This is a genomic window from Pseudomonas ekonensis (assembly GCF_019145435.1).
GTDB lineage: Bacteria > Pseudomonadota > Gammaproteobacteria > Pseudomonadales > Pseudomonadaceae > Aquipseudomonas > Aquipseudomonas ekonensis.
The window spans coordinates 1,396,558-1,418,645 of record NZ_JAHSTS010000002.1 but is presented as its reverse complement, the minus strand read 5'-3'; the positions used below and the strand labels follow the sequence as shown (position 1 = coordinate 1,418,645).

The 22,088-nt window shown below is 65.1% G+C and carries 20 protein-coding genes; 9 read left to right on the top strand and 11 right to left on the bottom strand.

What is annotated here, in order from left to right; all coding sequences use genetic code 11:
- Nucleotides 1-13: 13 nt before the first annotated feature.
- The 8 genes from ptsP to KVG96_RS19545 all read right to left on the bottom strand — a co-directional run bounded on the left by ptsP (nucleotide 14) and on the right by KVG96_RS19545 (nucleotide 11,524).
- A complete protein-coding gene (gene ptsP / locus KVG96_RS19580) occupies nucleotides 14-2,530 on the bottom strand; it encodes a phosphoenolpyruvate--protein phosphotransferase (protein ID WP_217893539.1) in 2,517 nt (838 codons plus the stop codon).
- Nucleotides 2,531-2,565: 35 nt separating this feature from the next.
- The gene (locus KVG96_RS19575) at nucleotides 2,566-3,588 is read right to left on the bottom strand and encodes an SIS domain-containing protein (protein ID WP_217893538.1); all 1,023 of its coding nucleotides are present in this window, start codon (nucleotides 3,586-3,588) and stop codon (nucleotides 2,566-2,568) included.
- Nucleotides 3,569-4,675 carry an N-acetylglucosamine-6-phosphate deacetylase gene (gene nagA / locus KVG96_RS19570; RefSeq protein WP_217893537.1) on the bottom strand — a complete coding sequence of 369 codons (1,107 nt, stop codon included), beginning with the start codon at nucleotides 4,673-4,675 and terminating at the stop codon, nucleotides 3,569-3,571. The genes KVG96_RS19575 and nagA overlap by 20 nt, the downstream gene beginning before the upstream one ends.
- Nucleotides 4,676-4,730: 55 nt before the next feature.
- Nucleotides 4,731-5,462, bottom strand: a complete 732-nt coding sequence (locus tag KVG96_RS19565; RefSeq protein WP_217893536.1) for a GntR family transcriptional regulator — start codon at nucleotides 5,460-5,462, stop codon at nucleotides 4,731-4,733.
- Between the two features lie 396 nt (nucleotides 5,463-5,858).
- A complete protein-coding gene (locus KVG96_RS19560) occupies nucleotides 5,859-6,230 on the bottom strand; it encodes a DUF6124 family protein (protein ID WP_217893535.1) in 372 nt (123 codons plus the stop codon).
- Nucleotides 6,231-6,664: 434 nt separating this feature from the next.
- Nucleotides 6,665-10,144, bottom strand: coding sequence for an Ig-like domain-containing protein (locus tag KVG96_RS19555; RefSeq protein WP_217893534.1), 3,480 nt, complete (start codon nucleotides 10,142-10,144; stop codon nucleotides 6,665-6,667).
- A 209-nt stretch (nucleotides 10,145-10,353) separates the two neighbouring features.
- The gene (locus KVG96_RS19550; protein WP_217893533.1) at nucleotides 10,354-10,869 is read right to left on the bottom strand and encodes a L,D-transpeptidase family protein; all 516 of its coding nucleotides are present in this window, start codon (nucleotides 10,867-10,869) and stop codon (nucleotides 10,354-10,356) included.
- A 103-nt stretch (nucleotides 10,870-10,972) separates the two neighbouring features.
- Nucleotides 10,973-11,524 (bottom strand): NUDIX hydrolase, encoded by a 552-nt coding sequence (locus KVG96_RS19545; protein WP_217893532.1) that lies wholly within the window; start codon nucleotides 11,522-11,524, stop codon nucleotides 10,973-10,975.
- A 147-nt stretch (nucleotides 11,525-11,671) separates the two neighbouring features.
- On the opposite strand from KVG96_RS19545, the gene KVG96_RS19540 reads away from it, so the two are divergent.
- From KVG96_RS19540 to purT, 5 genes are all read left to right on the top strand, one after another.
- A complete protein-coding gene (locus tag KVG96_RS19540; protein ID WP_085581219.1) occupies nucleotides 11,672-12,271 on the top strand; it encodes a CoA pyrophosphatase in 600 nt (199 codons plus the stop codon).
- Nucleotides 12,272-12,317: 46 nt separating this feature from the next.
- A complete protein-coding gene (locus KVG96_RS19535; RefSeq protein ID WP_217893531.1) occupies nucleotides 12,318-12,842 on the top strand; it encodes a gamma carbonic anhydrase family protein in 525 nt (174 codons plus the stop codon).
- On the top strand, nucleotides 12,839-13,048 hold the full coding sequence (locus KVG96_RS19530; RefSeq protein WP_217893530.1) for a DUF1289 domain-containing protein: 210 nt from the start codon (nucleotides 12,839-12,841) through the stop codon (nucleotides 13,046-13,048). Before KVG96_RS19535 ends, KVG96_RS19530 begins: the two co-directional genes overlap by 4 nt.
- 119 nt (nucleotides 13,049-13,167) lie before the next feature.
- Nucleotides 13,168-13,635 carry a VUT family protein gene (locus tag KVG96_RS19525; RefSeq protein WP_217893529.1) on the top strand — a complete coding sequence of 156 codons (468 nt, stop codon included), beginning with the start codon at nucleotides 13,168-13,170 and terminating at the stop codon, nucleotides 13,633-13,635.
- Between the two features lie 100 nt (nucleotides 13,636-13,735).
- Nucleotides 13,736-14,917 carry a formate-dependent phosphoribosylglycinamide formyltransferase gene (gene purT, locus KVG96_RS19520; protein ID WP_217893528.1) on the top strand — a complete coding sequence of 394 codons (1,182 nt, stop codon included), beginning with the start codon at nucleotides 13,736-13,738 and terminating at the stop codon, nucleotides 14,915-14,917.
- Between the two features lie 118 nt (nucleotides 14,918-15,035).
- On the opposite strand, the gene KVG96_RS19515 is transcribed toward purT, so the two are convergent.
- From KVG96_RS19515 to KVG96_RS19505, 3 genes are all read right to left on the bottom strand, one after another.
- Nucleotides 15,036-16,352, bottom strand: coding sequence for an MFS transporter (locus tag KVG96_RS19515; protein WP_217893527.1), 1,317 nt, complete (start codon nucleotides 16,350-16,352; stop codon nucleotides 15,036-15,038).
- 247 nt (nucleotides 16,353-16,599) lie between these two features.
- A complete protein-coding gene (locus KVG96_RS19510; RefSeq protein ID WP_217893526.1) occupies nucleotides 16,600-17,832 on the bottom strand; it encodes a transporter associated domain-containing protein in 1,233 nt (410 codons plus the stop codon).
- A 12-nt stretch (nucleotides 17,833-17,844) separates the two neighbouring features.
- Nucleotides 17,845-18,657, bottom strand: coding sequence for a cytochrome C assembly family protein (locus KVG96_RS19505; protein ID WP_217893525.1), 813 nt, complete (start codon nucleotides 18,655-18,657; stop codon nucleotides 17,845-17,847).
- Nucleotides 18,658-18,868: 211 nt separating this feature from the next.
- On the opposite strand from KVG96_RS19505, the gene ffh reads away from it, so the two are divergent.
- From ffh to trmD, 4 genes are all read left to right on the top strand, one after another.
- On the top strand, nucleotides 18,869-20,245 hold the full coding sequence (ffh, locus tag KVG96_RS19500; protein ID WP_217893524.1) for a signal recognition particle protein: 1,377 nt from the start codon (nucleotides 18,869-18,871) through the stop codon (nucleotides 20,243-20,245).
- 250 nt (nucleotides 20,246-20,495) lie between these two features.
- Nucleotides 20,496-20,747 (top strand): 30S ribosomal protein S16, encoded by a 252-nt coding sequence (gene rpsP / locus KVG96_RS19495; RefSeq protein ID WP_085581235.1) that lies wholly within the window; start codon nucleotides 20,496-20,498, stop codon nucleotides 20,745-20,747.
- A gap of 5 nt (nucleotides 20,748-20,752) precedes the next feature.
- Nucleotides 20,753-21,289: a ribosome maturation factor RimM gene (gene rimM / locus KVG96_RS19490; RefSeq protein ID WP_085581237.1), complete on the top strand. Its 537-nt coding sequence runs from the start codon at nucleotides 20,753-20,755 to the stop codon at nucleotides 21,287-21,289.
- Nucleotides 21,290-21,292: 3 nt separating this feature from the next.
- Nucleotides 21,293-22,045: a tRNA (guanosine(37)-N1)-methyltransferase TrmD gene (gene trmD / locus KVG96_RS19485; RefSeq protein WP_217893523.1), complete on the top strand. Its 753-nt coding sequence runs from the start codon at nucleotides 21,293-21,295 to the stop codon at nucleotides 22,043-22,045.
- Nucleotides 22,046-22,088 lie beyond the last annotated feature (43 nt).

Below are 22,088 nucleotides of genomic sequence, written 5' to 3'. Positions count from 1 at the left end.
CTTTTTGTTGTTGTCAGCGCAGCGGCCAATGTTGATGACAGGCATGGCGCACCGCGGCGGCGCTGCTCAGCTTGAGCAGGCCATGCGCGAGGCGTCGGCATTCGGTTTCGTGCACCTGGCGCACGCGGTCCTTGATCTCGCCGATCTGCACCGGGCTCACCGACAGCTCGCGCACGCCCAGCCCGACCAGCACCGGCGTCGCCAGCGGATCCGACGCCAGCGCGCCGCAGACCCCGACCCAGCGCTCGTGCACCGCCGCGCCTGCGCAGGTCATGGCGATCAGCCGCAGCAGCGCCGGGTGCAGCGCATCGACCCGTGCGGCCAGGCCCGCGTGGTCGCGGTCCATGGCCAGGGTGTACTGCGACAGGTCGTTGGTGCCGATGGAGAGGAAATCCGCGTGCTCGGCCAGTTGTTCCGCTTGCAGCGCGGCGGCGGGGACTTCGATCATCACGCCGATCTCCGGGCGCCGTTCGATGCCCAGTTCGCCGCACAGGGCATCGACGCGCCGGCGGATGTGCAGCAACTCGTCGACCTCGGTGACCATCGGCAACAGGATCCGGCAGCGCTCCAGCGGGCGGGTCTGCAGCAGGGCGCGCAATTGCTGGTCGAGGATTTCCGGCCGTGCCTGGGACAGGCGGATGCCGCGCAGGCCGAGCACCGGGTTGGCTTCAGGCGGCAGCGGCAGGTAATCGAGTTGCTTGTCGCCGCCGACGTCGATGGTGCGGATGATCACCGGCTTGTCGCCCATGGCGTCGAGCACGGCTTGACAGGCGGCGCGCTGTTCTTCTTCGGTCGGCGCGGTGTGGCGGTCGACGAACAGGAACTCGGTGCGCAGCAGGCCGACGCCGTCGGCGCCGTTGGCCAGGGCGTCCGCCGCTTCGGCGCTGGAGGCGACATTGGCCGCCACGTCGATGGACACGCCGTCGAGGGTCGCGGCGGGTTGGTGGGCGCGCAGCTGTTGGGCGGCACGGCGCTCTTGGCGCTCCTGGCGGATCTGCCCGACTTGCGCCAGACGCTCGGCGCCCGGCATCAGTTCCAGACGGCCGCCGTCGGCATCCAGCACCACCGCTTGGCCTTGCTCCTGATCCAGCAGCGCAGCGCCCAGGGCGACGAGGCAGGGCAGGCCTTTGCCCCGGGCAAGGATCGCCACGTGGGAAGTGGCGCCGCCTTCGGCCATGCACAGCCCGGCCACGCCTTGGCCGCTCAGTTGCAGCAGATCGGAGGGGGTCAGTTCATGGGCGGCGACGATGGCGCCGGCGGGCACATCGTAGTGCCACGTTTCGCCGAGCAGGGCGCGCAGCACCCGTTGCCGGAGGTCGCGCAGGTCGTTGGCGCGTTCGGCCAGCAGCGCGCTGCCGGTCTGTTGCAGCACCTGGCATTGGGCGTCGATGGACTGGCTCCACGCGTGGGTCGCGGCGTTGCCCCCGTCGATGGCCTGCGCGGCGGCGTCGAGCAGGGCCGGATCCTCCAGCAGCGCCAGGTGGGCGGCGAAGATCGCTTCCTCGTCGGTGTTCCCGAGCCTTTTCGCCTGGGCGAGGGTGCCGTCGATTTCCCGGCGCACCTCGTTCAGCGCTGCATCGAAGGCTTGCCGTTGGCCGGCGGGATCATGGCCGCCGGCGTCGGGCGGCAGGCTGATGGCATTGAGTTTGAACAGCGGCCCGTCGACCAGCCCCGGTGCGGCGCACACGCCTTGCAGCACGCCGGCTTCGGCCGGGCGCTTGGGCACGGGGTGGCTCGCCGGCGCCACGGCGGCGTGTCGGTCTTGCGGCAAGGCGGTGGCCAGCGCGGCGATCAAGGCTTGCAGCGCCGCGTCGGCGTCCGGTCCCTGACAGCTCACCTGCACGTCATCCTGTTCGCCGACGGCCAGGCCCATCAGGCCGATGAGGCTGTTGCACGGCGCTGACTTGCCGGCGAAGTGCAGCTGCGAGCGGCTCTGGAACCCTTGCGCGGTCTGGCGCACCAGCGCCGCCGGGCGCGCATGCAGGCCGCCGCGATGGGCGACCCGCACCTGCGCACGCACCTCGGGGCCTGCCCGCTCCTCGGTGTTCGCCGCCTGAGGCGTGCGGGCGATGATGTGCAGCAGCGGTTCGCCCACCTTGACGTTCTTCAGGGTGATCGGCCGGGCCTGGAAATCCTCGCCGTTGGTCAGGATCAACAGGCTCACCAGGCTCTTGCAGCGGCGCCCGACCTTGTCCACGTCATAGCGCAGCAGCGGCTGGCCGTTGCTGACCCGGGCGCCTTCCTTGACCAATACCGAAAAACCGTCGCCTTGCAGCTCGACCGTGTCCAGGCCCAGGTGCAGCAGCAGTTCGGCGCCGTTGTCGGCGCGCACGGTGAGCGCGTGACCGGTGCGGGCAACATGGATCACCACGCCTGCGCAGGGTGAATGCAAGGTGTCGTTCAACGGGTCGATGGCGATGCCGTCGCCCATCGCGCCGCCGGCGAACACCGCGTCCGGGACTCTGGCGAGCGTGAGCACCGGGCCGCTGAGCGGGGCGCTTAAGGTCAGCTCTTTATTGTTGTTGTGCATGGCTCGGTCTCATCAGGAAAACGTTCGGTTCGGGCTCAGTGAGTGCGCGTGACTTTGCTCAGGTGACGCGGCTGGTCCGGATCCATGCCCCGGGCCACGGCCAGGCCGGCGGCCATCACGTAGAAGCTCTGGATGGCCAGGATCGGGTCCAGGGCCGGGTGTTCGGCGCGGGTCAGGGTCAGGTCGCGTTCGAGCACGTCGTCCGGTGCGGCCAGCAGCACGCGGGCGCCGCGCTGGCGCATGTCGGCGGCCAGGCTCAGCAGGCCGGCCTGCTCGGCGCCGCGCGGGGCGAACACCAGCAGCGGGTAGTTCTCGTCGATCAGGGCCATCGGGCCGTGGCGCACTTCGGCGCTGCTGAAGGCTTCGGCCTGGATCGCCGAGGTTTCCTTGAACTTCAGCGCAGCTTCCTGGGCGATGGCGAAGCCGGCGCCACGGCCGATCACCATCAGGCGCTCGCAGTCGCGCAGGGCGTCGACCGCCACGCTCCAATCTTGTTTCGCCGCCTCGCGCAGGCCGTCGGGCAGCGCGTTGTGGGCGTCCAGCAGTTCCGGATCCTCTTTCCAGTGGCCGATCAGCCGGGCGCTGGCGCTGAGGGTGGCGATGAAGCTCTTGGTGGCGGCGACGCTGCTTTCGGTGCCCGCCAGCAATGGCAGGCTGAATTCGCACGCAGCCTCCAGGGGCGAGGCTTCGGCGTTGACCATGGCGATGCTCAGGGCGCCGCGCTTGCGCAGCAGGCGCAGGCTGTTGACCAGGTCCGGGCTCTGGCCCGACTGCGAGAAGGCGAACGCCACCTGGCCGCTGACCTTGAGCGGCGCCTGCTGCATGGTCACCACCGACATCGGCAGCGAGGCCACCGGAATGCCCAACTGCTGCATGGTCAGGTAGGCGAAGTAGCTGGCCGCATGGTCGGAACTGCCGCGGGCCACGGTCATCGCCACCTGCGGCGGCTGACGGCGCAGGCGCCCGGCGATCTCGGACATCGCTGCGTCGAGTTGATCGAGTTGCGCCTGCACGGCTTCATGCGAGGACAGCGCCTCTTCAAGCATTTTTGAAGTCAATGTCTTCTCCTTCGACCATGACGGCGGTCAGTGTGAGCGAGCGGTCCAGCCGCACGCAGTCGGCCCAGGCCCCCGGTTGCAGGCGCCCGCGTTCGGTGATGCCGAGGTAGTCGGCGGGAAATTGCGACAGGCGCTGCGAGGCCTCGGCGATCGGCAGGCCGATCTTCACCAGGTTGCGCAGGGCCTGATCCATGGTCAAGGTGCTGCCGGCCAGAGTGCCGTCCGGCAGGCGCACGCCGCCCAGGCATTTGGTCACGGTGTGGCTGCCCAGCTTGTACTCGCCGTCGGGCATGCCGGCGGCGGCGGTGGAATCGGTGACGCAGTACAGGCACGGGATCGAACGCAAGGCCACGCGGATCGCGCCGGGGTGCACGTGCAGCAGATCCGGGATCAGTTCGGCGAACTTCGCATGGGCCAGCGCCGCGCCGACGATGCCCGGTTCGCGGTGATGCAGCGGGCTCATGGCGTTGTACAGGTGGGTGAAACTGGTGGCGCCGGCCTCCAGCGCCGCCACGCCTTCCTCGTAGCTGCCCAGGGTATGGCCGATCTGCAGGCGCACGCCCCGGGCGCTCAAGGCGCGGATCAGCGCATCGTGCCCGGCGATTTCCGGGGCGATGGTGATCACCCGGATCGGCGCCAGCGCCAGGTATTGCTCGACCTCGGCCATCAGCGCGGTGTGCGCGAAGTTCGGCTGGGCGCCGAGTTTGCCGGGATTGATGTACGGGCCTTCCAGGTGCACGCCGAGCACCCGGGCGGCGCCTTGGGGACGCTGCTCGCAGAACGTGCCGAGTGCCTTGAGGACGCTGGCGATCTCGGCGCTCGGTGCGGTCATCGTGGTGGCCAGCAGCGACGTGGTGCCGAAGCGCACGTGGGTCTTGGTGATGGTCTCGAAGGCCACGGCGCCTTCCATGATGTCCTTGCCGCCGCCGCCGTGGACATGCAGGTCGATGAAGCCCGGCAGCAGGTAGGGCAGGTCGTTGTCGGCCGGATCGCAGGGCACGCCCTCGATGGACACGACCTTGCCGTGTGCGTGGATCAGCCGGCCGCGGATCCAGCCGTGGGCGGTGAGGATGTTGTCTTCGGACATGTTCGGGTCTCTCGTTCGGCTGCCTGACGGCGCAGCTTTTTATCGTCTGAGCGCTCTATCTACGAAGCTCTGCAACAAAGTCGTAGTAGTCGTTGCGGCAATAGGTGTCGGTGACTTCGATGGGCGTGTTGTCTTCGAGGTAGCCGACCCGGGTCATCAGCAGCATGGCGGTGCCGGGGGCGATGCCCACCAGCGCGGCGAATTCGTCCGAGGCGTTGATCGCCTGGATGTGCTGCAACGCGCGGACAATCGGCTTGCCGATGCCGTCGAGGTATTCGTAGAGCGAATCGCCCACGGCCTGGGGCTTGGGCATGATCGAGGCGGGCAGGGTGCTCATCTCGATGGCCATCACCGTGTCGTCGGCTTTGCGCAGGCGCTTGAGCCGCGCCACCTTGTCGTTGGGCGACAGGCCCAGGCGGATCAGCTCCTCGTGGGTCGGCAGGGTGATGTCCCGTTCCAGCCAGTGCGAGCTGGGCACGAAACCCTTGAGCCGCAGCATCTCGCTGAAGCCCGACAGGCGCGACAGGGGTTGTTCGAGGCGTGGGGTGATGAAGGTGCCGGAGCCTTGCAGCCGGCGGATCAGCCCTTGGTCGAGCAGGACTTCCAGGGCCTTGCGCGCGGTCACCCGGGAAATCCCCAAGGACTCGCTGAGGTTGCGCTCCGACGGCATCGCCTGCTCGGCTTTCCACTGGCCGGCATGGATCGCCGCTTCCAGGTTGCGCGCCAGTTGCAGGTACAGCGGCGTCGGCTGGGCCTCGTCGGGGCGCAGGGCGTGGAGGTCGTTCATGGCGGTGGTTTCCGGCGCGGGTTAGGGTTGTTGTGGTGCGCTTGTGGGGCGAAAACTAATACCACTTGAATACCATGTCAACGCACCGGCTCGGCCATGAAGCCAGTGGATTCGGGGTGTTTAGGCGGGGTGGTTTCAAGTGGTATTAGCGGTGGGCTTGCCCGCGTAAAAAATCGCCGTCTGCGGCCGTGCTTGGGGTGGCGAGTGGTATCAGCCCGGCAGGCAATGTCGTGAAAGGCGATCGGTCAAAATTTTTTTTGAAGACGACCAGCGGTGGCAAGACCGGTTCTCTGTAGGAGCCAGCCTGCTGGCGATGGCGGCGTGTCAGCCGGCATCACATGTGACTGACCCACCGCTATCGCCAGCAGGCTGGCTCCTACAGGATTTTGCGTTGGGTTAAAGGGTGGCGTCGGCCTTCAGCTCCAGGCTGTCCAGCACCCGGTTCACCGCCAGCTCGCCGAGCATGATCAGCTGCGCGATGCCTTGCGCCGTGTGTCGGTGTTGGCCGTCCAGCAATCCCGCAAAGTTGTTGGCCATGACCTTGGCCGAGGTCAGGGTCTCGCAGGCGTCGGCCAGCAGTTCTTCGTTGTCGGCGGCGGGGGCAATGGCGTAGAGCTTGCTGATTTTGAGCGCAGGCTCCGGGACGAAAGTCGGGTTGAGGTAATGGTCGAGGGCGCGCTCGGCGGCTTCGTTGAGCTTGCGCGAGTCGGGTGATTCGTAGGGGGAGGTGGGGTCGGATTCGGGTGGGTTGGGGGTGGGTTTGAACATGGCAAGTGCTCCGTGATTGATTGAGCCGCCACAACCCATCGCTAAACAAGTAAAGGTGGCGGCTGTACGCAGGTTAGCGATCCGGGTCACAGAAACCCCGGGTAGACCCGAAGGTCTCCCGCGCACAGCCACCATTACGCAAATGCAGGTAGTTGACTGCAAATGAGACAGGGCATTGTTGCGTCTGTGGGGAGTCGGATCGCTAAACCCGATCACTGATTCGTCAGCGACCGCCAAACGATAGAACCCGCCCCCAAGGCGCACAAGCCGGCGGATTCTGGCGTAGCTGTAGGCAATGGCGCAAGGTGGGGTGGGTGTGTGGAGATTTTTCTAAACGTGTTTAAACGGTATTTTCTGAATAGAAAACAATTGTGAGAGCAGCTAATGAAAACGGGACGGATAAATAAGTCCGTCCCCATTTTTTGCCTTAGGAGTCATGTCAGCTTTCTGCAGACTGCAGGGAGTCTTGGGTTTTGAACAAAAGGTTCGACGCCTTGATTAAAGTTTCCGAAGCTAATTTGCTCGATAAATATGAGGGGATGATTCGGAAATTGGGGGTAGTCATTGTTTCTACGACCCGTGTGGTACTTGATGTATTCGGGAGAAGTGGGTGATGGCACGAAGGCTGTGCTCAAAAAGTTATGGTCGTTATCCTCCAGAAACAAACCTCCCACGGATATTCGCCACGTATTTGCCTCCTCGGCTGTAAGAGCGGCACGGTTGACCAGAACAAGATAGACATTCGAAACATGAACTAAGTATGACTTGGACTGTGATGACGAGTCAGAAACGGTGATGGTGGCAGTGCCATTGGATTGGCTCGAGACCTTTCCGCTCGTGCTGTCTACGCTTGCTATTTGAGGCGCAGAGGAAGAATACCGGTAAGGCGGAGTGCCGTTGGATGCAACGCGTTGGGCGGTCGTGTTCGGAAAGTCGGCTTTCCGAACCCAGTTCAATCCGGTGGGAATATAGTTTTTGCCATTCAAGTACATATCGCTGATGTCGATCGACAGCTCCGACTTCACCAGAATGAACCATTCGTTCGATTGATTCCCGACTCCATACAATGCCTTGGCGGTAAAACGGTGCGTCGCCAGGCTCAGGTCTGACACCGTCAGCGTCCAAACGCCCGAGGTCGGATCCGCTGTGGCCTGGCCCTTGGAGATGTTGCCGTCGAACACCTCGACCTTCTGCCCCTTCGCGGCCGTACCTGTGAGTGTCACACTGCTTTCGAACGTGACGCCGCCGTCGGGGATCTCGATGTCCTTCGGATCCTTCACCGATGTGATCTCCGGCACCACCAACGGCACCGCCTTCACCGTATACACCCGTTCCGCAAACACCACCGCATTGGCCGCCACGTTGCTCTTGTCCAGCGCCGCCTTGAACTTCAGCGTCAGTTGACTGCCGTCGGCCAGGTCCTTGAAGTAGCTGTTGGCCAAGCTGCGGTTCCAGTACTTCTGCTGGAACCACGTGGCATTGACATAGGAGGCGCCGCCGCTCCACACCACCCGGTCATGCGCCGTGCCGTCGGACTTGCGTCCGTGCAGGCTCATCCACACCTGCTGCCCTTCGGCGATCAGCGCCCAGTCCTGTGCGCGGATCATCACATCCTTGCTGCCCAGTGCCGCCAGATCCAGCACGTTGCTCGCGTCGGCGTCGGTGATGATTGGCGAGTTCAGCGCCGTCGCCGGCAGGGTGCCGACCTTCAGGCTCAGCGGCGGCGAGACGAACACCTTGTCGCCGCGCTTGATGGTGTAGGTCACGCTGACCGTCTTGCCCAGGTTGAAGGCCAGCACCGTGGGCGGCAGGGCGATGCTGTAGCCGCTCTGGCTGATCGGTTTGGCCTCGGTGGTGTGGGTGCCCTCGGCGTGGCTGCCCGGCGCGCCCTGCCAGGTGACGCTGAGCAGGTCGGCGGGCTGCAGGCCTTCGGCGGGGATGACGGCGGTCAGCGTGTCCTTGGCCTTCACCGGCTGCAGGGTCTGGCCGTCTGCCTCGGCCTGCTGGATGCGCGGCGGCTGCAACTGCAGCGCCACGCCGATCACGAACTCAAGCGGATTGGAATAGCTCACCTTGCCCGTCTCCGCCCGCTTGATGTTGTAGCTCGCCGTCAGCGTCTCCCCGCGCCGGGCCTCGAAGTGCTGCTGCACGAACGCGGCGCTGAGGGCGAAGTCGACGTTCTTGCCGGCGCTGAGGGCGTTGAGGGTCTTGCTGTCCTCGTAGATCACGCTGCCGGCGGCGTCGCGCAGCTGCCAGGTGATCACGTCCTGGGGTTTCGTCGGGTTGGCGACCGGGTTGGGGCAGGTGACCTTGCTGGTGCCGCCGGCCAGGTCCTTGGGTTCGAGGGCGCCGTCCTTCTCGCCGAGGACGGTGGGCTTGACCAGCTCCAGTTGCGGCTCGCCGACGTTGAGCAGCGCGGCGTGCAGGGAACTGCGGCTGACGATGTTGCCGCTGCCGTCGTCCTGAAGCAGGTTGTAGGACAGGTCCAGCGTGCCGCCCTCCAGCGTCTTGAGGTGCCGGCCCTCGACCGTCACCACGAAGCCGGCCGGGTCGTCGGCCTCGGCCTTGCTGGGGAAGTACCACTCCAGCACCGGGTCGTAGGTGGTGGTGTCGGGCCGGGTGCCCAGCCACTTGAGTTCGATGGCCATGCCTTCCTGGATGAGCGGGTCGTAGGGGATGCGCACGCGCACGGCCGGCAGGTCCGGGTCGAGGGCGCCGTCCTGGGCGTCCTCGGCGACGGGCGCGGCCAGGCGCTTGGGTTCGCCGACGATGTTGACGAAGCGGCCCTTGGAGATCAGGTCGGGCGAGCCGCCGCGCTCCACGCGGTAGCTGAAGATCGCTTGGGTCTTGGCCAGGTCGCGCACCTTGAGGTTGGGCATCTTCAGCTCGACGATGCTCGGCAGGTTGGTCAGCGGCTGGCCGCGCACCTCGACGGCCACCGCTTCGCCCTCCAGCGTGGTGCCCTTGAGCACGGCGATGATCACGTCGCCCAACTTGAAGTCGGGAGCCAGGGCGACGATCTGCACGGTCGCGTCGGCGTCGCCCAGGGTGTCCAGATCCAGCGTGTTGTTGACCGCCTCCTTGACGATCGGCGCCCCCAGCCGCGAATTGCCGGTGTCCACCACGATCCGGGTCTCCCGGCACCAGTCCTCGGCGGCGTTGTTGACCCGGTCGTGCAGGGTGAAGGTCACGGCCAGGCCTTCGGGGCCCGAGTCGCCGGCCTCGAGGATCGCCGCCTGGCTGACGTGGACGGTGAGGGGGTTGGCGTCCGGGGCGTCGATCTGCGCCTGGGTCACCGGCGCCGACCTCACCAGCACGCCGCCCCAGCTCAGGGTCGCCACGTCGCCCACGGCGATGTTGGGGTAGACGGGCTTGGCCGGGCGGCCGGGCTTGGCCTTGATCACGATGTCGACGCCCAGGGCGGCGGTGTCCTTGTCGATGCCGTCGGCGACCAGCGCCGGGTCGATGTACTGGAAGAGTTCGGAATGGGCGCCGTCCTCCGGATCCAGGTCCTGGCCGCCGGGCAGCTCCAGCTTGACGTAGAGCTGGACCGGCGGGGCGAAGGGCTCGGGCGCCTGGCTCAGGCGGGTGACGGTGTAGCTCAGGGTGTGCGCGCCGCTGGTGATGCGCCCCGGCGCCACCCACAGGGTCACGCGCTCGTTGACCTCGCTGTCCTGGGTGAGGGTGTGCTGGTCGACCTTGCCGTTGTCGAACAGCAGATCGACCTTGTCGCCGCGGCTCATGTTGGCCCACTCCGGGATGTGCACCTTCAGGCCCTTGCCGGGGAAGTTGTCCAGCGCGGCGGCGCGGTTGATGCCCCATGAGCCGTCAGGCAATGGCGGTTCGGTGCGGCCGGGGATCTCGGGCTCGCGCAGGGCCAGGGGGGCGACGGTACGCAGGGGCTGGATGAGCATGGCGGTGACTCCGGTGCGGGTGGGCGACGGGGTCATTGGAAACCGGAAGGGGCAGGCTGGCTACTGTCAGATCTGACAGGGGCGGGCGGGTTTGCGACGAATGGCGGCGCAGTCTCTCAGGCTGTGGGCGCCTCTTTGGGCTGTAGGGAACTTTGCGGGGTGTAGGAAACCTCTGTGATGAGGGAGCTCATCACAGGGCTCACCACAGGTCAGGGGCGGATTTCGATCATCGTGCCGTCCGGCACCAGGTTCCACACTTCACGCATGTCGACGTTGCGCATGGCGATGCAGCCGTCGGTCCAGTCGAGGGTGTGGAACAGGTTTTCCGGGTTCTCGGCGGAGTCCGGCGTGCCGTGGATCATGATCATCCCGCCGGGCTCGACGCCTTCGCGGCGGGCCCGGGCCGAATCGCTGATGTTGGGGTAGGAGATGTGCATCGACAGGTTGAATTTGTCGCTGGTCTTGCGCCAGTCGATCCAATAGAAGCCTTCTGGCGTGCGTTTGTCGCCTTCAATCAGCTTCGGGCCCTTTTTCGCGCCTTTGCCCAAGGAGATGCGGTAGGTCTTGAGCGGCTTGCCGTCGGCGATCAGCTGCAGCTGGTGGGCCGATTTGAGCACCAGCACCTTTTCGATCAGAGGCGTGTTGGACGGTGTCACGGTGGTCACGAATGACGCCTGGGAGACGGTGACGAACGACAGGCAGAGCAGGGCAAGCAACCAACGCATTGAAACGATTCCCCAAAAATGAAGCAGATACTTTAATTTATAGATGCCGTGCAGCCGCCGTCGCGGGCTGCGCACACGGGTTATCGGCCGGCTGGCGCGCAAATCAAGTGATGGCCGGCTGAACGAGCGGCGGGATCGACTCGGAGCGTACCGGGTAGACCTCGGTGCGCCGGTCGGCGAAGAAGCATTCTAAGGTACGGCCCACGGTGCGGAAAGCCAGCTCGTCCCATGGAATGTCCGCTTCGTCGAACAGTTGCACCTCCAGGCTCTCGGGGCCGGCGGCGAAGTCCAGATCCGCCAGTTCGGCGCGGAAGAATACGTGCACCTGGCTGATGTGCGGTACGTCGATCAAGGTGTAGATGCTCAGGTTGCGCACCCGGGCGCAGGCTTCCTCGGCGGTTTCGCGCATGGCGGCCTGCTCGAGGGTCTCGCCGTTTTCCATGAAGCCGGCCGGCAGCGTCCAGTAGCCCAGGCGCGGCTCGATGGCGCGGCGGCACAGCAGCACTTTGGTGCCCCAGGTCGGCACGCAGCCGGCGACGATGTTGGGGTTCTGGTAGTGAATGGTCTGACAGTTGTCGCAGACGAACCGCAGGCGCGAATCGCCTTCGGGAATGCGTTGGGTCACCGGGTTGCCGCACTGGCTGCAAAATTTCATGCTGGGGTTCCTGAAGGCTGCGCCTATCTTGGCGTGCGGCGGTGGCAGACGGCAAGTTGCCGTTTCGCGACATGGCGCCGGTTCGGGGGTTGGGCGGCTGCGGCGATTGGTGCATGATGCAGCGTAAGGCACAGATCGAGAACACTTATGCTGGATGAGCTGCTGCACCGGGTCAGCAATCACACGCCGCGCACGCTGGAGACCGACAAGCGTTTCCCCGAGGCCGCCGTCCTGGTGCCGATCACGCGCAACGACGAACCGGAACTTGTCCTCACCCTGCGCGCCAGCGGGCTTTCGACCCATGGCGGCGAGGTCGCCTTCCCCGGCGGCCGGCGTGACCCGGAGGATCCGGACCTGGTGTTCACGGCGCTGCGCGAAGCCGAAGAGGAAATCGGCCTGGCGCCCGGGCTGGTCGAAGTGATCGGACCGCTCAGCCCGTTGATCTCCCTGCACGGCATCAAGGTCACGCCGTACGTCGGGGTGATTCCCGACTTCGTCGAGTACCAGGCCAACGACGCCGAGATCGCCGCAGTGTTCAGCGTGCCGCTGGCGTTCTTTCGCGAAGACCCGCGTGAGCACACCCACCGCATCGATTACCAGGGCCGCAGCTGGTACGTGCCGAGCTACCGCTACGGCGGGTTCAAGATCTGGGGGCTGACGGCGATCATGATCGTCGAGTTGATCAATCTGCTGTATGACGCCAAGATCAGCCTGCACCGACCGCCCAAAAGCTTCATCAACACCTGAAGCCATCGTTCGAATGGCCGACACCGTGAGTCCCGAGGAAAACACGATGAAATACCGCCTGGGCGACGCCCGCGTCGACACCCATCCGCAGAGCTGGGTCGCCCCCAATGCCGTGCTGGTGGGTAAGGTCAAGCTGGAAGAGGGCGCCAACGTCTGGTTCAACGCCGTGCTGCGCGGCGACAACGAACTGATCCTGATCGGCAAGAACAGCAACGTCCAGGACGGCACGGTGATGCACACCGACATGGGCTACCCGCTGACCGTCGGCACCGGCGTGACCATCGGCCACAACGCCATGCTCCACGGCTGCACCGTCGGCGACTACAGCCTGATCGGCATCAACGCGGTGATCCTCAACGGCGCGAAGATCGGCAAGCACTGCATCATCGGCGCCAATTCGCTGATCGGCGAAGGCAAGGAGATCCCGGACGGCTCGCTGGTGATGGGCTCGCCGGGCAAGGTCGTGCGGGAGTTGACCGAGCCGCAGAAGCGGATGCTCGAAGCCAGCGCCGCGCACTATGTGCACAACTCGCAGCGTTACGCGCGCGATCTGGCCGAGCAGGAAGAATGACCACCCCCGAACGCCCGGTGGCGTCGCCCTGCGTGAGCATCTGCGCGCTGGACGATGACGACATCTGCACCGGCTGCCAGCGCACGGTGGAGGAAATCACCCGCTGGAGCCGCATGAGCAACGACGAGCGGCGGGTTGTGCTCGGGTTGTGCCATGAGCGGGCGAAGGCCAGCGGACTGATCTTCATGATGCCCGTCAAACGCTGACCGATCCCTGTGGCGAGGGAGCAAGCTCCCTCGCCACAGGGGTGTATACAATTCGTCGGCCGACTTGGCCGGAATCCTCGCCTGAAGTACCCTGTGCGCCAATCCGACAGGTCGCCCCCATGCTTTTTCTCATCGCCTACATCAGCAGCGTCGTGCTCATCAACTTCGCGTTCTCCTGCGCGCCGCACCTGGACATCATCTGGTCGGCCTGGGGCGGGCTGGTGTTCGTGCTGCGGGACATGGTGCAGACCCGCTACGGCCACGGCGCGATCGTGGCGATGCTGGCGGCGCTGGTGCTGTCCTATGTCACGTCCGATCCGTCCATCGCGCTGGCCAGCGCCACGGCGTTCGCGGTGTCGGAGTGCATCGACTGGCTGGTGTTCAGTGTCACCAAGCGTCCGCTGCGCGACCGCCTGTGGCTCAGTTCGGCCCTGAGCATTCCCCTCGATACGTTCATCTTCTTCGGCATGATCGACGCGCTGACCCCGCCTGTGATCATCACCGCGCTGGCCTCCAAGTTCGCCGGCGTCACGGCGGTCTGGCTGATCATGGCCTGGCGCGAACGCAAACAGGCTGTCGCCGGCTGAAGCCAAAGCCTGCGGTTCATGTAAAATGCCGCGCTTTCTCCCCATGGGAAGTGCGCCTTTGGCCGCGACCCTCGACGATCCGCTGCTTTGAGGACCTGAGATGACCCGTATCGGAACGCCATTGTCGCCGACCGCGACCCGCGTATTGCTGTGTGGCTGTGGTGAGTTGGGCAAGGAGGTGGTGATCGAGCTGCAACGCCTGGGTGTCGAGGTGATTGCCGTTGACCGCTACGCCAATGCGCCGGCCATGCAGGTCGCCCATCGCAGCCACGTGATCAACATGCTCGACGGCGCCGCCCTGCGCGCCGTGATCGAAGCCGAGAAGCCGCATTTCATCGTGCCGGAAATCGAAGCCATCGCCACCGCCACCCTGGTGGAGCTGGAAGCCGAAGGCTTCACCGTGATCCCGACCGCCCGCGCCGCGCAGCTGACCATGAACCGCGAAGGCATCCGTCGTCTGGCCGCCGAAGAGCTGGACCTGCCGACCTCGCCGTACCACTTCGCCGATACCTTCGAGGACTACAGCAAGGCGGTCCGGGACCTGGGCTTCCCGTGCGTCGTCAAACCGGTGATGAGCTCTTCCGGCAAGGGCCAGAGCCTGCTGCGCAGCGCCGATGACGTGCAGAAGGCCTGGGATTACGCCCAGGAGGGCGGCCGTGCCGGCAAGGGCCGCGTGATCATCGAAGGTTTCATCGACTTCGACTACGAAATCACCCTGCTGACCGTGCGTCACATCGGCGGCACCACGTTCTGCGCGCCGGTCGGCCACCGTCAGGAGAAGGGCGACTACCAGGAGTCGTGGCAGCCGCAGGCCATGAGCCCGGTGGCGCTGGCGGAGTCCGAGCGCGTTGCCAAGGCGGTGACCGAGGCCCTGGGCGGCCGCGGCCTGTTCGGCGTCGAGCTGTTCATCAAGGGTGACCAGGTGTGGTTCAGCGAAGTGTCGCCTCGCCCGCACGACACCGGTTTGGTGACGCTGATTTCCCAGGACCTGTCCCAGTTCGCCCTGCACGCCCGGGCGATCCTCGGCCTGCCGGTGCCGTTGATCCGGCAGTTCGGCCCGTCGGCGTCGGCGGTGATCCTGGTGGAAGGCCAGTCGACCCAGACCGCCTTCGCCAACCTCGGCGCCGCCCTGAGCGAGCCGGACACCGCGCTGCGCCTGTTCGGCAAGCCGGAAGTCAACGGCCAGCGCCGCATGGGCGTGGCATTGGCCCGTGACGAATCGATCGAAGCGGCCCGTGCCAAGGCGACCCGCGCGTCCAAGGCTGTCGTGGTCGAGCTGTAAACCGAGGCGCGCCTATCGCGGGCAAGCCCGCTCCCACACGTTAAGCGGTGTTCACAGGTTCTGTGTGCGACACCGGCACTGTGGGAGCGGGCTTGCCCGCGATGCTTTTGGTCTTCTGTCAGGCAACCTGATTCAGATCGTTGTGGCGCGTTTCCTTCAGGCAGAGCACCGCGATCAAGCTCAGCACCGCCGCCCCCGACACATACCCGCCGACGTAACCCAATCCCCCCATCGCCACCAGCTTCTGGGCAAAGAACGGCGCCGCCGAGGCTCCGACGATGCCGCCCAGGTTGTAGGCCGCTGATGCGCCGGTGTAGCGCACATGGGTCGGAAACAGCTCCGGCAGCAAAGCGCCCATCGGGGCGAACGTCACGCCCATCAGAAACAGCTCGATGCACAGGAACAGCGCCACGCCCGCCGTCGAGCCCTGGGTCAGCAGCGGCTCCATCAGGAAGCCGGACAGGATCGCCAGCACCCCGCCGCCGATCAGCACCGGCTTGCGCCCGTAGCGGTCGCTGGCCCAGGCCGACAACGGCGTCGCCGCCGCCATGAACAGCACCGCGAAGCACAGCAGCCCGAGGAAGGTTTCGCGGCTGTAGCCGAGGGTGGACACCCCGTAGCTCAGGGAAAACACCGTCGAGATGTAGAACAGCGCGTAGCACACCACCATGGCCGCCGCCCCCAGCAGGGTCGGGGCCCAGTATTGGCTGAACAGCTCGACCAGCGGCACCTTGACCCGCTCCTGGCGGGCGATGGCGTTGGCGAACACCGGGGTTTCATGGAGCTTGAGGCGCACGTAGAGGCCGACCATCACCAGCGCCGCGCTGAGCAGGAACGGGATCCGCCAGCCCCAGCTGCGGAACTGTTCGTCGCTCAGGCCCATGGCCAATGCCAGGAACAGGCCGTTGGCCACCAGAAAGCCGATGGAAGGGCCAAGCTGCGGAAACATGCCGAACCACGCCCGTTTGCCCTTCGGCGCGTTTTCGGTGGCCAGCAGCGCCGCGCCGCCCCATTCGCCGCCCAGCCCCAACCCCTGGCCGAAGCGCAGCACGCAGAGCAGGACCGGCGCCCAGGCCCCGATGCTGTCGTAGCCCGGCAGCACGCCGATCAGGGTGGTGCAGACGCCCATCAGCAGCAGCGAAGCCACCAGCGTCGACTTGCGCCCGATGCGGTCGCCGAAATGGCCGAACAGCGCCGAGCCCAAGGGGCGGGCGAGGAACGCGATGCCGAAGGTGAGGAAGGCCGAGAGCATCTGCGCCGTGCCGGAGGTCTGCGGAAAGAACACCGGCCCGATCACCAGCGCGGCGGCGGTGGCGTAGACGTAGAAGTCGTAGAACTCGATGGCGGTGCCGATGAAGCTCGCCGTGGCCACGCGGGCGGTGGAGTTGGTCGGCTGGGCGGCGTCGGTTTCGCGGTAAGCGGTATGGGTCGTCATGCGGTGATCCCTGACAGTCATGAGCTCCATTGGAGCGAATTATTATGGTCGAACACCCAGGGATGTGGGATGAGGCGCGAGCGCTGTTTCAGGTAGGAACAGTCGTCGGTGTGGTGCGGACATTGCCGGTGGTCAGGCCGGAACCTGTCGCTTGCCGGGTAGGCGCGCGGTTCGGCAGGGCTGGGTAAGCGCCCCGATTATAGGAAGCCGGCTAACGATCAAACAAGAGGAGAAGGCCCCGCGCAGGTCAGGCCTTGGCAGGCATCGGGCTGGTGTGCCAGATCAGCACCTTGCTCACGCGGTTTTCCTCGGTTTCGAGGATCTCCAGCCGGTAGCGGCCGATCTTCAGGCACACCGCGCTTTCCGGGATGCTTTCCAGGGCTTCGGTCACCAGGCCGTTGAGGGTGCGCGGCCCGTCGCTCGGCAGGTGCCAGCCCAGGCACTTGTTCAGTTCGCGGATCGAGGCGGCGCCGTCGATCACCATGCGGCCGTCGGCCTGGGGGTGGATGTGCGGGTTGTCGAGGCTGTGCTCGCTTTCGAATTCGCCGACGATCTCTTCCAGGATGTCTTCCAGGGTGACGATGCCGAGCACCTCGCCGTACTCGTCCACCACCATGCCCAGGCGCCGCTGCTGCTTGTGGAAATTCAGCAGCTGCAACTGCAGCGGGGTGCTTTCGGGCACGAAGTACGGCTCGTAGCTGGCGGCCAGCAGGGCTTCGCGGGTCAGTTGGCCGTTGTCCAGCAAGTGGCGGATCTGCCGGGTGTTGAGCACCGCTTCCACCTGGTTGATGTCGCTGTGGAACACCGGCAGGCGGGTGCGCTTGTTGCGGCGCAGTTGTTCGGTGATCTCTTCGATCGAGTCGTCGAGGTTGATGCCGTCGACGTCGCTGCGAGGCACCAGGATGTCATTGACGGTGATGTTGTCCAGCGCGTGGATGCCCGCGACCGGGTGGGGCCGGCCGGCGGGGTGGTCTGCGGCCTCGCGGTCCGCCGGAGTGTCGTCCTCGCTCTGCTGCACGACCTGGGCCTTGCGTTCGAGCGGGCGCATCAGCAATCGGCTGGCGGCGGCGAACAGCCAGGCGACCGGGAAGACGATCTTCATTGGCACCGGCAGCAGCGCGTTGCCGAACGACAGCACGGCGTCGGGGTAGCGGCGGGCGAGGGTGCGCGGGAAGTGGTCGGCGAAGATCAGCAGCGCCGCGACGGCGCCGAGGCTCGCGGCCCAGGGGCCGTGCTCTGCGCAGAGAAAGATCGCCAGCAGCGTCGCCAGCACCACGGCCAGGGTTCGGCACAGGGTGTTGCAGAAGATCAGGCTGTCGAGCGCAAAGGCGAGTCTGGCCAGCGGCTTGTCGCTGGCCCGGGACGCGGTGCGCTGCGCCAGCAGGTGCTGCTGTGCGGTTTCGACGGCGGTGAACAAGCCCGACCACAGAATCAGCAGGATGAACGCCGCGATCATCGGCCCTATGGGCAAACCGTCCATTTATGTCGCCCGTCAGATGTGCAGGATGTATTCGCGGACCAGTTTGCTGCCGAAGTACGCAAGCATCAGCAGGCAGAAACCGGCGAGGGTCCAGCGGATCGCCTTGTGGCCGCGCCAGCCCAGGCGGTTGCGGCCCCACAGCAGCACGCTGAACACGACCCAGGCCAGGCAGGCGAGCAGGGTCTTGTGCACCAGGTGCTGGGCGAACAGGTTTTCGACGAACAGCCAGCCGGAGATCAGCGACAGCGACAGCAGCGTCCAGCCGGCCCACAGGAAGCCGAACAGCAGGCTTTCCATGGTCTGCAGCGGCGGGAAGTTGCGGATCAGCCCGGAGGGGTGCTTGTGCTTGAGCTGGTGGTCCTGCACCAGCAGCAGCAAGGCCTGGAACACCGCGATAGTGAACATGCCATAGGCGAGGATCGACAGCAGGATGTGGGCCAGGATGCCCGGCTCTTCGTCGATCACCTGCACCGTGCCGGTGGGGGCGAACTGGGCCAGCAGCACCGTGACGGCGCCGAGGGGGAACAGCAGCACCAGCAGGTTCTCCACGGGGATCCGCGAGCAGGCCAGCAAGGTCAGGGCGATGACGGCGGCGGCGATCAGGCTCGAGGCGCTGAAGAAGTCCAGGGCCAGGCCGACCGGGGTCAGCAGATGGGCGAGCAGGCTGGCGCCGTGGGCCAGCACCGCCAGCACGCCGAGCGTGACCAGCCGGCGCTTGTCGGCCTTGGCGCCGGTGGCCAGGCGGGTGCCCTGATAAAGGGTCGCAGCGGCGTACAGAAGGGCGGCGGCGAGGGTGGTCAGCAAACTGGGTGACAAGGGGAGCATAAGTCCTGTTAGGCAAGCCCGAAAGGCGCTGAGTGTGGCATAGAACGGCCACGGCACGAAAGACCGCATGACCCGACGGCGAGGTGTCCGCCGGCCGCAGTCTTCGCTATAATCCGCCGCCTGCCCACGCCGCAGGCTCGCCGGCCACCTGTTTGATTCCGGTTCGGGCCGCCATTATCCCGGTCTACACAGGGCCTGAAAGGATCGCGCAATGTTTGAAAACCTAACCGACCGTCTCTCGCAGACGCTGCGCCATGTCACCGGCAAGGCGAAGCTGACCGAGGACAACATCAAAGACACCCTGCGCGAAGTGCGCATGGCGTTGCTCGAAGCCGACGTCGCCTTGCCGGTGGTCAAGGACTTCGTCAATTCGGTCAAGGAGCGCGCCGTCGGCACCGAGGTGTCGCGCAGCCTGACGCCGGGCCAGGCGTTCGTGAAGATCGTCCAGGCCGAGCTCGAAAGCCTGATGGGTGCGGCCAACGAAGACCTGAACCTGAGTGCCGTGCCGCCGGCCGTGGTGCTGATGGCCGGCCTGCAGGGCGCCGGCAAGACCACCACCGCCGGCAAACTGGCGCGCTTCCTCAAGGAACGCAAGAAGAAGTCGGTGATGGTCGTGTCGGCGGACGTCTACCGTCCGGCGGCGATCAAGCAGCTGGAAACCCTGGCCAACGACATCGGCGTGACCTTCTTCCCGTCCGACCTGAGCCAGAAGCCGGTCGACATCGCCCAGGCGGCTATTAAGGAAGCGAAGCTCAAGTACATCGACGTGGTCATCGTCGACACCGCCGGCCGCCTGCACATCGACGAAGAGATGATGGTCGAGATCAAGGCGCTGCACGCCTCGGTCAATCCGGTGGAAACCCTGTTCGTGGTCGATGCCATGACCGGCCAGGACGCCGCCAACACGGCCAAGGCCTTCGGCGATGCGCTGCCGCTGACCGGCGTGATCCTGACCAAGGTCGACGGCGATGCCCGTGGCGGCGCCGCGCTGTCCGTGCGCTCGATCACCGGCAAGCCGATCAAGTTCATCGGCATGGGCGAGAAGAGCGAAGCGCTCGAGCCGTTCCATCCTGAGCGGATCGCCTCGCGGATCCTCGGCATGGGCGACGTGCTCAGCCTGATCGAGCAGGCCGAGCAGACCCTCGACAAGGAAAAGGCCGACAAGCTGGCCAAGAAGCTGAAGAAGGGCAAGGGCTTCGACCTCGAAGACTTCCGCGATCAGTTGCAACAGATGAAGAACATGGGCGGCCTCGGCGGGCTCATGGACAAGCTGCCGAACATCGGCGGCGTGAACCTGTCGCAGATGGGCAACGCCCAGAACGCGGCGGAGAAGCAGTTCAAGCAGATGGAGGCCATCATCAACTCCATGACCCCGGCCGAACGCCGCGACCCCGAGCTGATCAGCGGCTCGCGCAAGCGCCGGATCGCCTTGGGTTCCGGCACCCAGGTGCAGGACATCGGCCGCTTGATCAAGCAGCACAAGCAGATGCAGAAGATGATGAAGAAGTTCTCCGCCAAGGGCGGAATGGCGAAGATGATGCGCGGCCTGGGCGGCATGATGCCCGGCGGCGGCATGCCCAAGCTCTGAAGAATCCGCGCCGGTCGTCGCACCGGCGCAGAGCCCGCAAGGATGCGGGATCCACGGCAAACCCGCACACGGCGGGAGCTGACCGGCCGTTTTCAACGACGGCTCTACCGCAAATCTGCACGGCATGCCACAGGCGCCGGAAAAAGTCATTTGCAAAAGTCCGGATATTCCTTAGAATATGCGGCCTTTCGGGCACCCATGCCCGCTGTGCATTTAGATTTGCAGCACCGACTACAGGAACGATGTTCACATGCTAACAATCCGTCTTGCCCTTGGCGGCTCCAAAAAGCGCCCGTTTTACCACCTGACCGTAACCGACAGCCGCAACCCGCGCGACGGTTCCCACAAAGAGCAGGTTGGTTTCTTCAACCCTGTTGCCCGTGGTCAGGAAGTTCGTCTGTCCGTAAACGAAGAACGCCTGAACTACTGGCTGAGCGTTGGCGCACAGCCATCTGAGCGCGTTGCTCAGTTGCTGAAGGAAAAAGCCAAGGCTGCAGCCTGAGCGATATGAACGCGACGCCAGAAAAAGCGGACGACCTGATCGTCGTCGGCAAGATTTTTTCGGTTCACGGCGTTCGCGGCGAGGTGAAGGTCTTTTCCTTTACCGATCCGATTGAAAACCTGTTGGGTTACCGCAACTGGACGCTTCGGCGCGAAGGCGTGGTCAAACAGGTCGAGCTGGTCAGTGGCCGTTCCACTCAAAAGGATCTGGTCGCCAAGCTCAAAGGCCTCGACGATCGTGATGAAGCCCGTCTTCTGAGCGGTTACGAGATTTGCATCCCGCGAAGCCTTTTGCCCGACCTGACTGCCGACGAGTACTACTGGTACCAGTTGGTGGGTCTGAAGGTCATCAACCAGGACGAACAGCTGTTCGGCAAGGTTGATCACCTGTTGGAGACCGGCGCGAACGATGTAATGGTGGTCAAGCCCTGCGCAGGCAGCCTGGATGATCGCGAGCGGTTGTTGCCCTACACGGAGCAATGCGTGCTGGCCATCGACCTTGAGGCAGGCGTGATGAGGGTGGAATGGGACGCGGATTTCTAAGCAATGGCGAGCCTGCGCGTAGAAGTCATCACGTTGTTCCCCGAGATGTTCTCGGCCATCAGTGAGTACGGCATCACCAGTCGTGCGGTCAAGCAGGAGCTGTTGCAGCTGACCTGCTGGAATCCGCGGGATTACACGACGGATCGGCATCACACTGTGGACGATCGCCCGTTTGGCGGTGGTCCGGGCATGGTGATGAAGATCAAGCCCCTGGAAGACGCCCTGGTTCAGGCCAAGGCAGCGGCAGGGGACGCGGCGAAGGTGATTTACCTGTCCCCGCAAGGCCGTCAGCTGACTCAGCCGGCGGTTCGCGAGCTGGCGAAAGAGGATGCATTGATCCTGATTGCCGGCCGTTACGAAGGCATCGACGAGCGTTTCATTGAAGCTCATGTCGATGAAGAGTGGTCGATCGGTGACTATGTACTGTCTGGCGGCGAGCTGCCGGCCATGGTGCTGATCGACGCGGTTACACGACTGCTGCCCGGAGCTTTAGGGCATGCGGATTCCGCCGAGGAGGATTCCTTTGCGGATGGTCTGCTGGATTGCCCGCACTACACCCGACCGGAGGTGTATGCGGATCAGCGTGTTCCCGACGTGTTGCTGAGTGGCAATCACGCGCACATCCGGCGTTGGCGTTTGCAGCAGTCCCTTGGTCGGACCTATGAACGACGCGCCGATCTTCTGGAAAGCCGCTCGCTTTCTGGAGAAGAGAAGAAGCTGCTCGAGGAATACATCCGCGAGCGGGACGATAGTTAACAACGTATCGATGGTAGATCCGACGATTTACCTTAGGAGCACA

Bases quoted from the DNA above. Each gene is read 5' to 3' on its own strand.
- ptsP (WP_217893539.1), bottom strand. From the start codon at position 2,530: ATGCACAACAACAATAAAGAGCTGACCTTAAGCGCCCCGCTCAGCGGC.
- nagA (WP_217893537.1), bottom strand. From the start codon at position 4,675: ATGTCCGAAGACAACATCCTCACCGCCCACGGCTGGATCCGCGGCCGG.
- KVG96_RS19565 (WP_217893536.1), bottom strand. From the start codon at position 5,462: ATGAACGACCTCCACGCCCTGCGCCCCGACGAGGCCCAGCCGACGCCG.
- KVG96_RS19560 (WP_217893535.1), bottom strand. From the start codon at position 6,230: ATGTTCAAACCCACCCCCAACCCACCCGAATCCGACCCCACCTCCCCC.
- KVG96_RS19555 (WP_217893534.1), bottom strand. From the start codon at position 10,144: ATGCTCATCCAGCCCCTGCGTACCGTCGCCCCCCTGGCCCTGCGCGAG.
- KVG96_RS19550 (WP_217893533.1), bottom strand. From the start codon at position 10,869: ATGCGTTGGTTGCTTGCCCTGCTCTGCCTGTCGTTCGTCACCGTCTCC.
- KVG96_RS19545 (WP_217893532.1), bottom strand. From the start codon at position 11,524: ATGAAATTTTGCAGCCAGTGCGGCAACCCGGTGACCCAACGCATTCCC.
- KVG96_RS19540 (WP_085581219.1), top strand. From the start codon at position 11,672: ATGCTGGATGAGCTGCTGCACCGGGTCAGCAATCACACGCCGCGCACG.
- KVG96_RS19535 (WP_217893531.1), top strand. From the start codon at position 12,318: ATGAAATACCGCCTGGGCGACGCCCGCGTCGACACCCATCCGCAGAGC.
- KVG96_RS19530 (WP_217893530.1), top strand. From the start codon at position 12,839: ATGACCACCCCCGAACGCCCGGTGGCGTCGCCCTGCGTGAGCATCTGC.
- KVG96_RS19525 (WP_217893529.1), top strand. From the start codon at position 13,168: ATGCTTTTTCTCATCGCCTACATCAGCAGCGTCGTGCTCATCAACTTC.
- purT (WP_217893528.1), top strand. From the start codon at position 13,736: ATGACCCGTATCGGAACGCCATTGTCGCCGACCGCGACCCGCGTATTG.
- KVG96_RS19515 (WP_217893527.1), bottom strand. From the start codon at position 16,352: ATGACGACCCATACCGCTTACCGCGAAACCGACGCCGCCCAGCCGACC.
- KVG96_RS19510 (WP_217893526.1), bottom strand. From the start codon at position 17,832: ATGGACGGTTTGCCCATAGGGCCGATGATCGCGGCGTTCATCCTGCTG.
- KVG96_RS19505 (WP_217893525.1), bottom strand. From the start codon at position 18,657: ATGCTCCCCTTGTCACCCAGTTTGCTGACCACCCTCGCCGCCGCCCTT.
- ffh (WP_217893524.1), top strand. From the start codon at position 18,869: ATGTTTGAAAACCTAACCGACCGTCTCTCGCAGACGCTGCGCCATGTC.
- rpsP (WP_085581235.1), top strand. From the start codon at position 20,496: ATGCTAACAATCCGTCTTGCCCTTGGCGGCTCCAAAAAGCGCCCGTTT.
- rimM (WP_085581237.1), top strand. From the start codon at position 20,753: ATGAACGCGACGCCAGAAAAAGCGGACGACCTGATCGTCGTCGGCAAG.
- trmD (WP_217893523.1), top strand. From the start codon at position 21,293: ATGGCGAGCCTGCGCGTAGAAGTCATCACGTTGTTCCCCGAGATGTTC.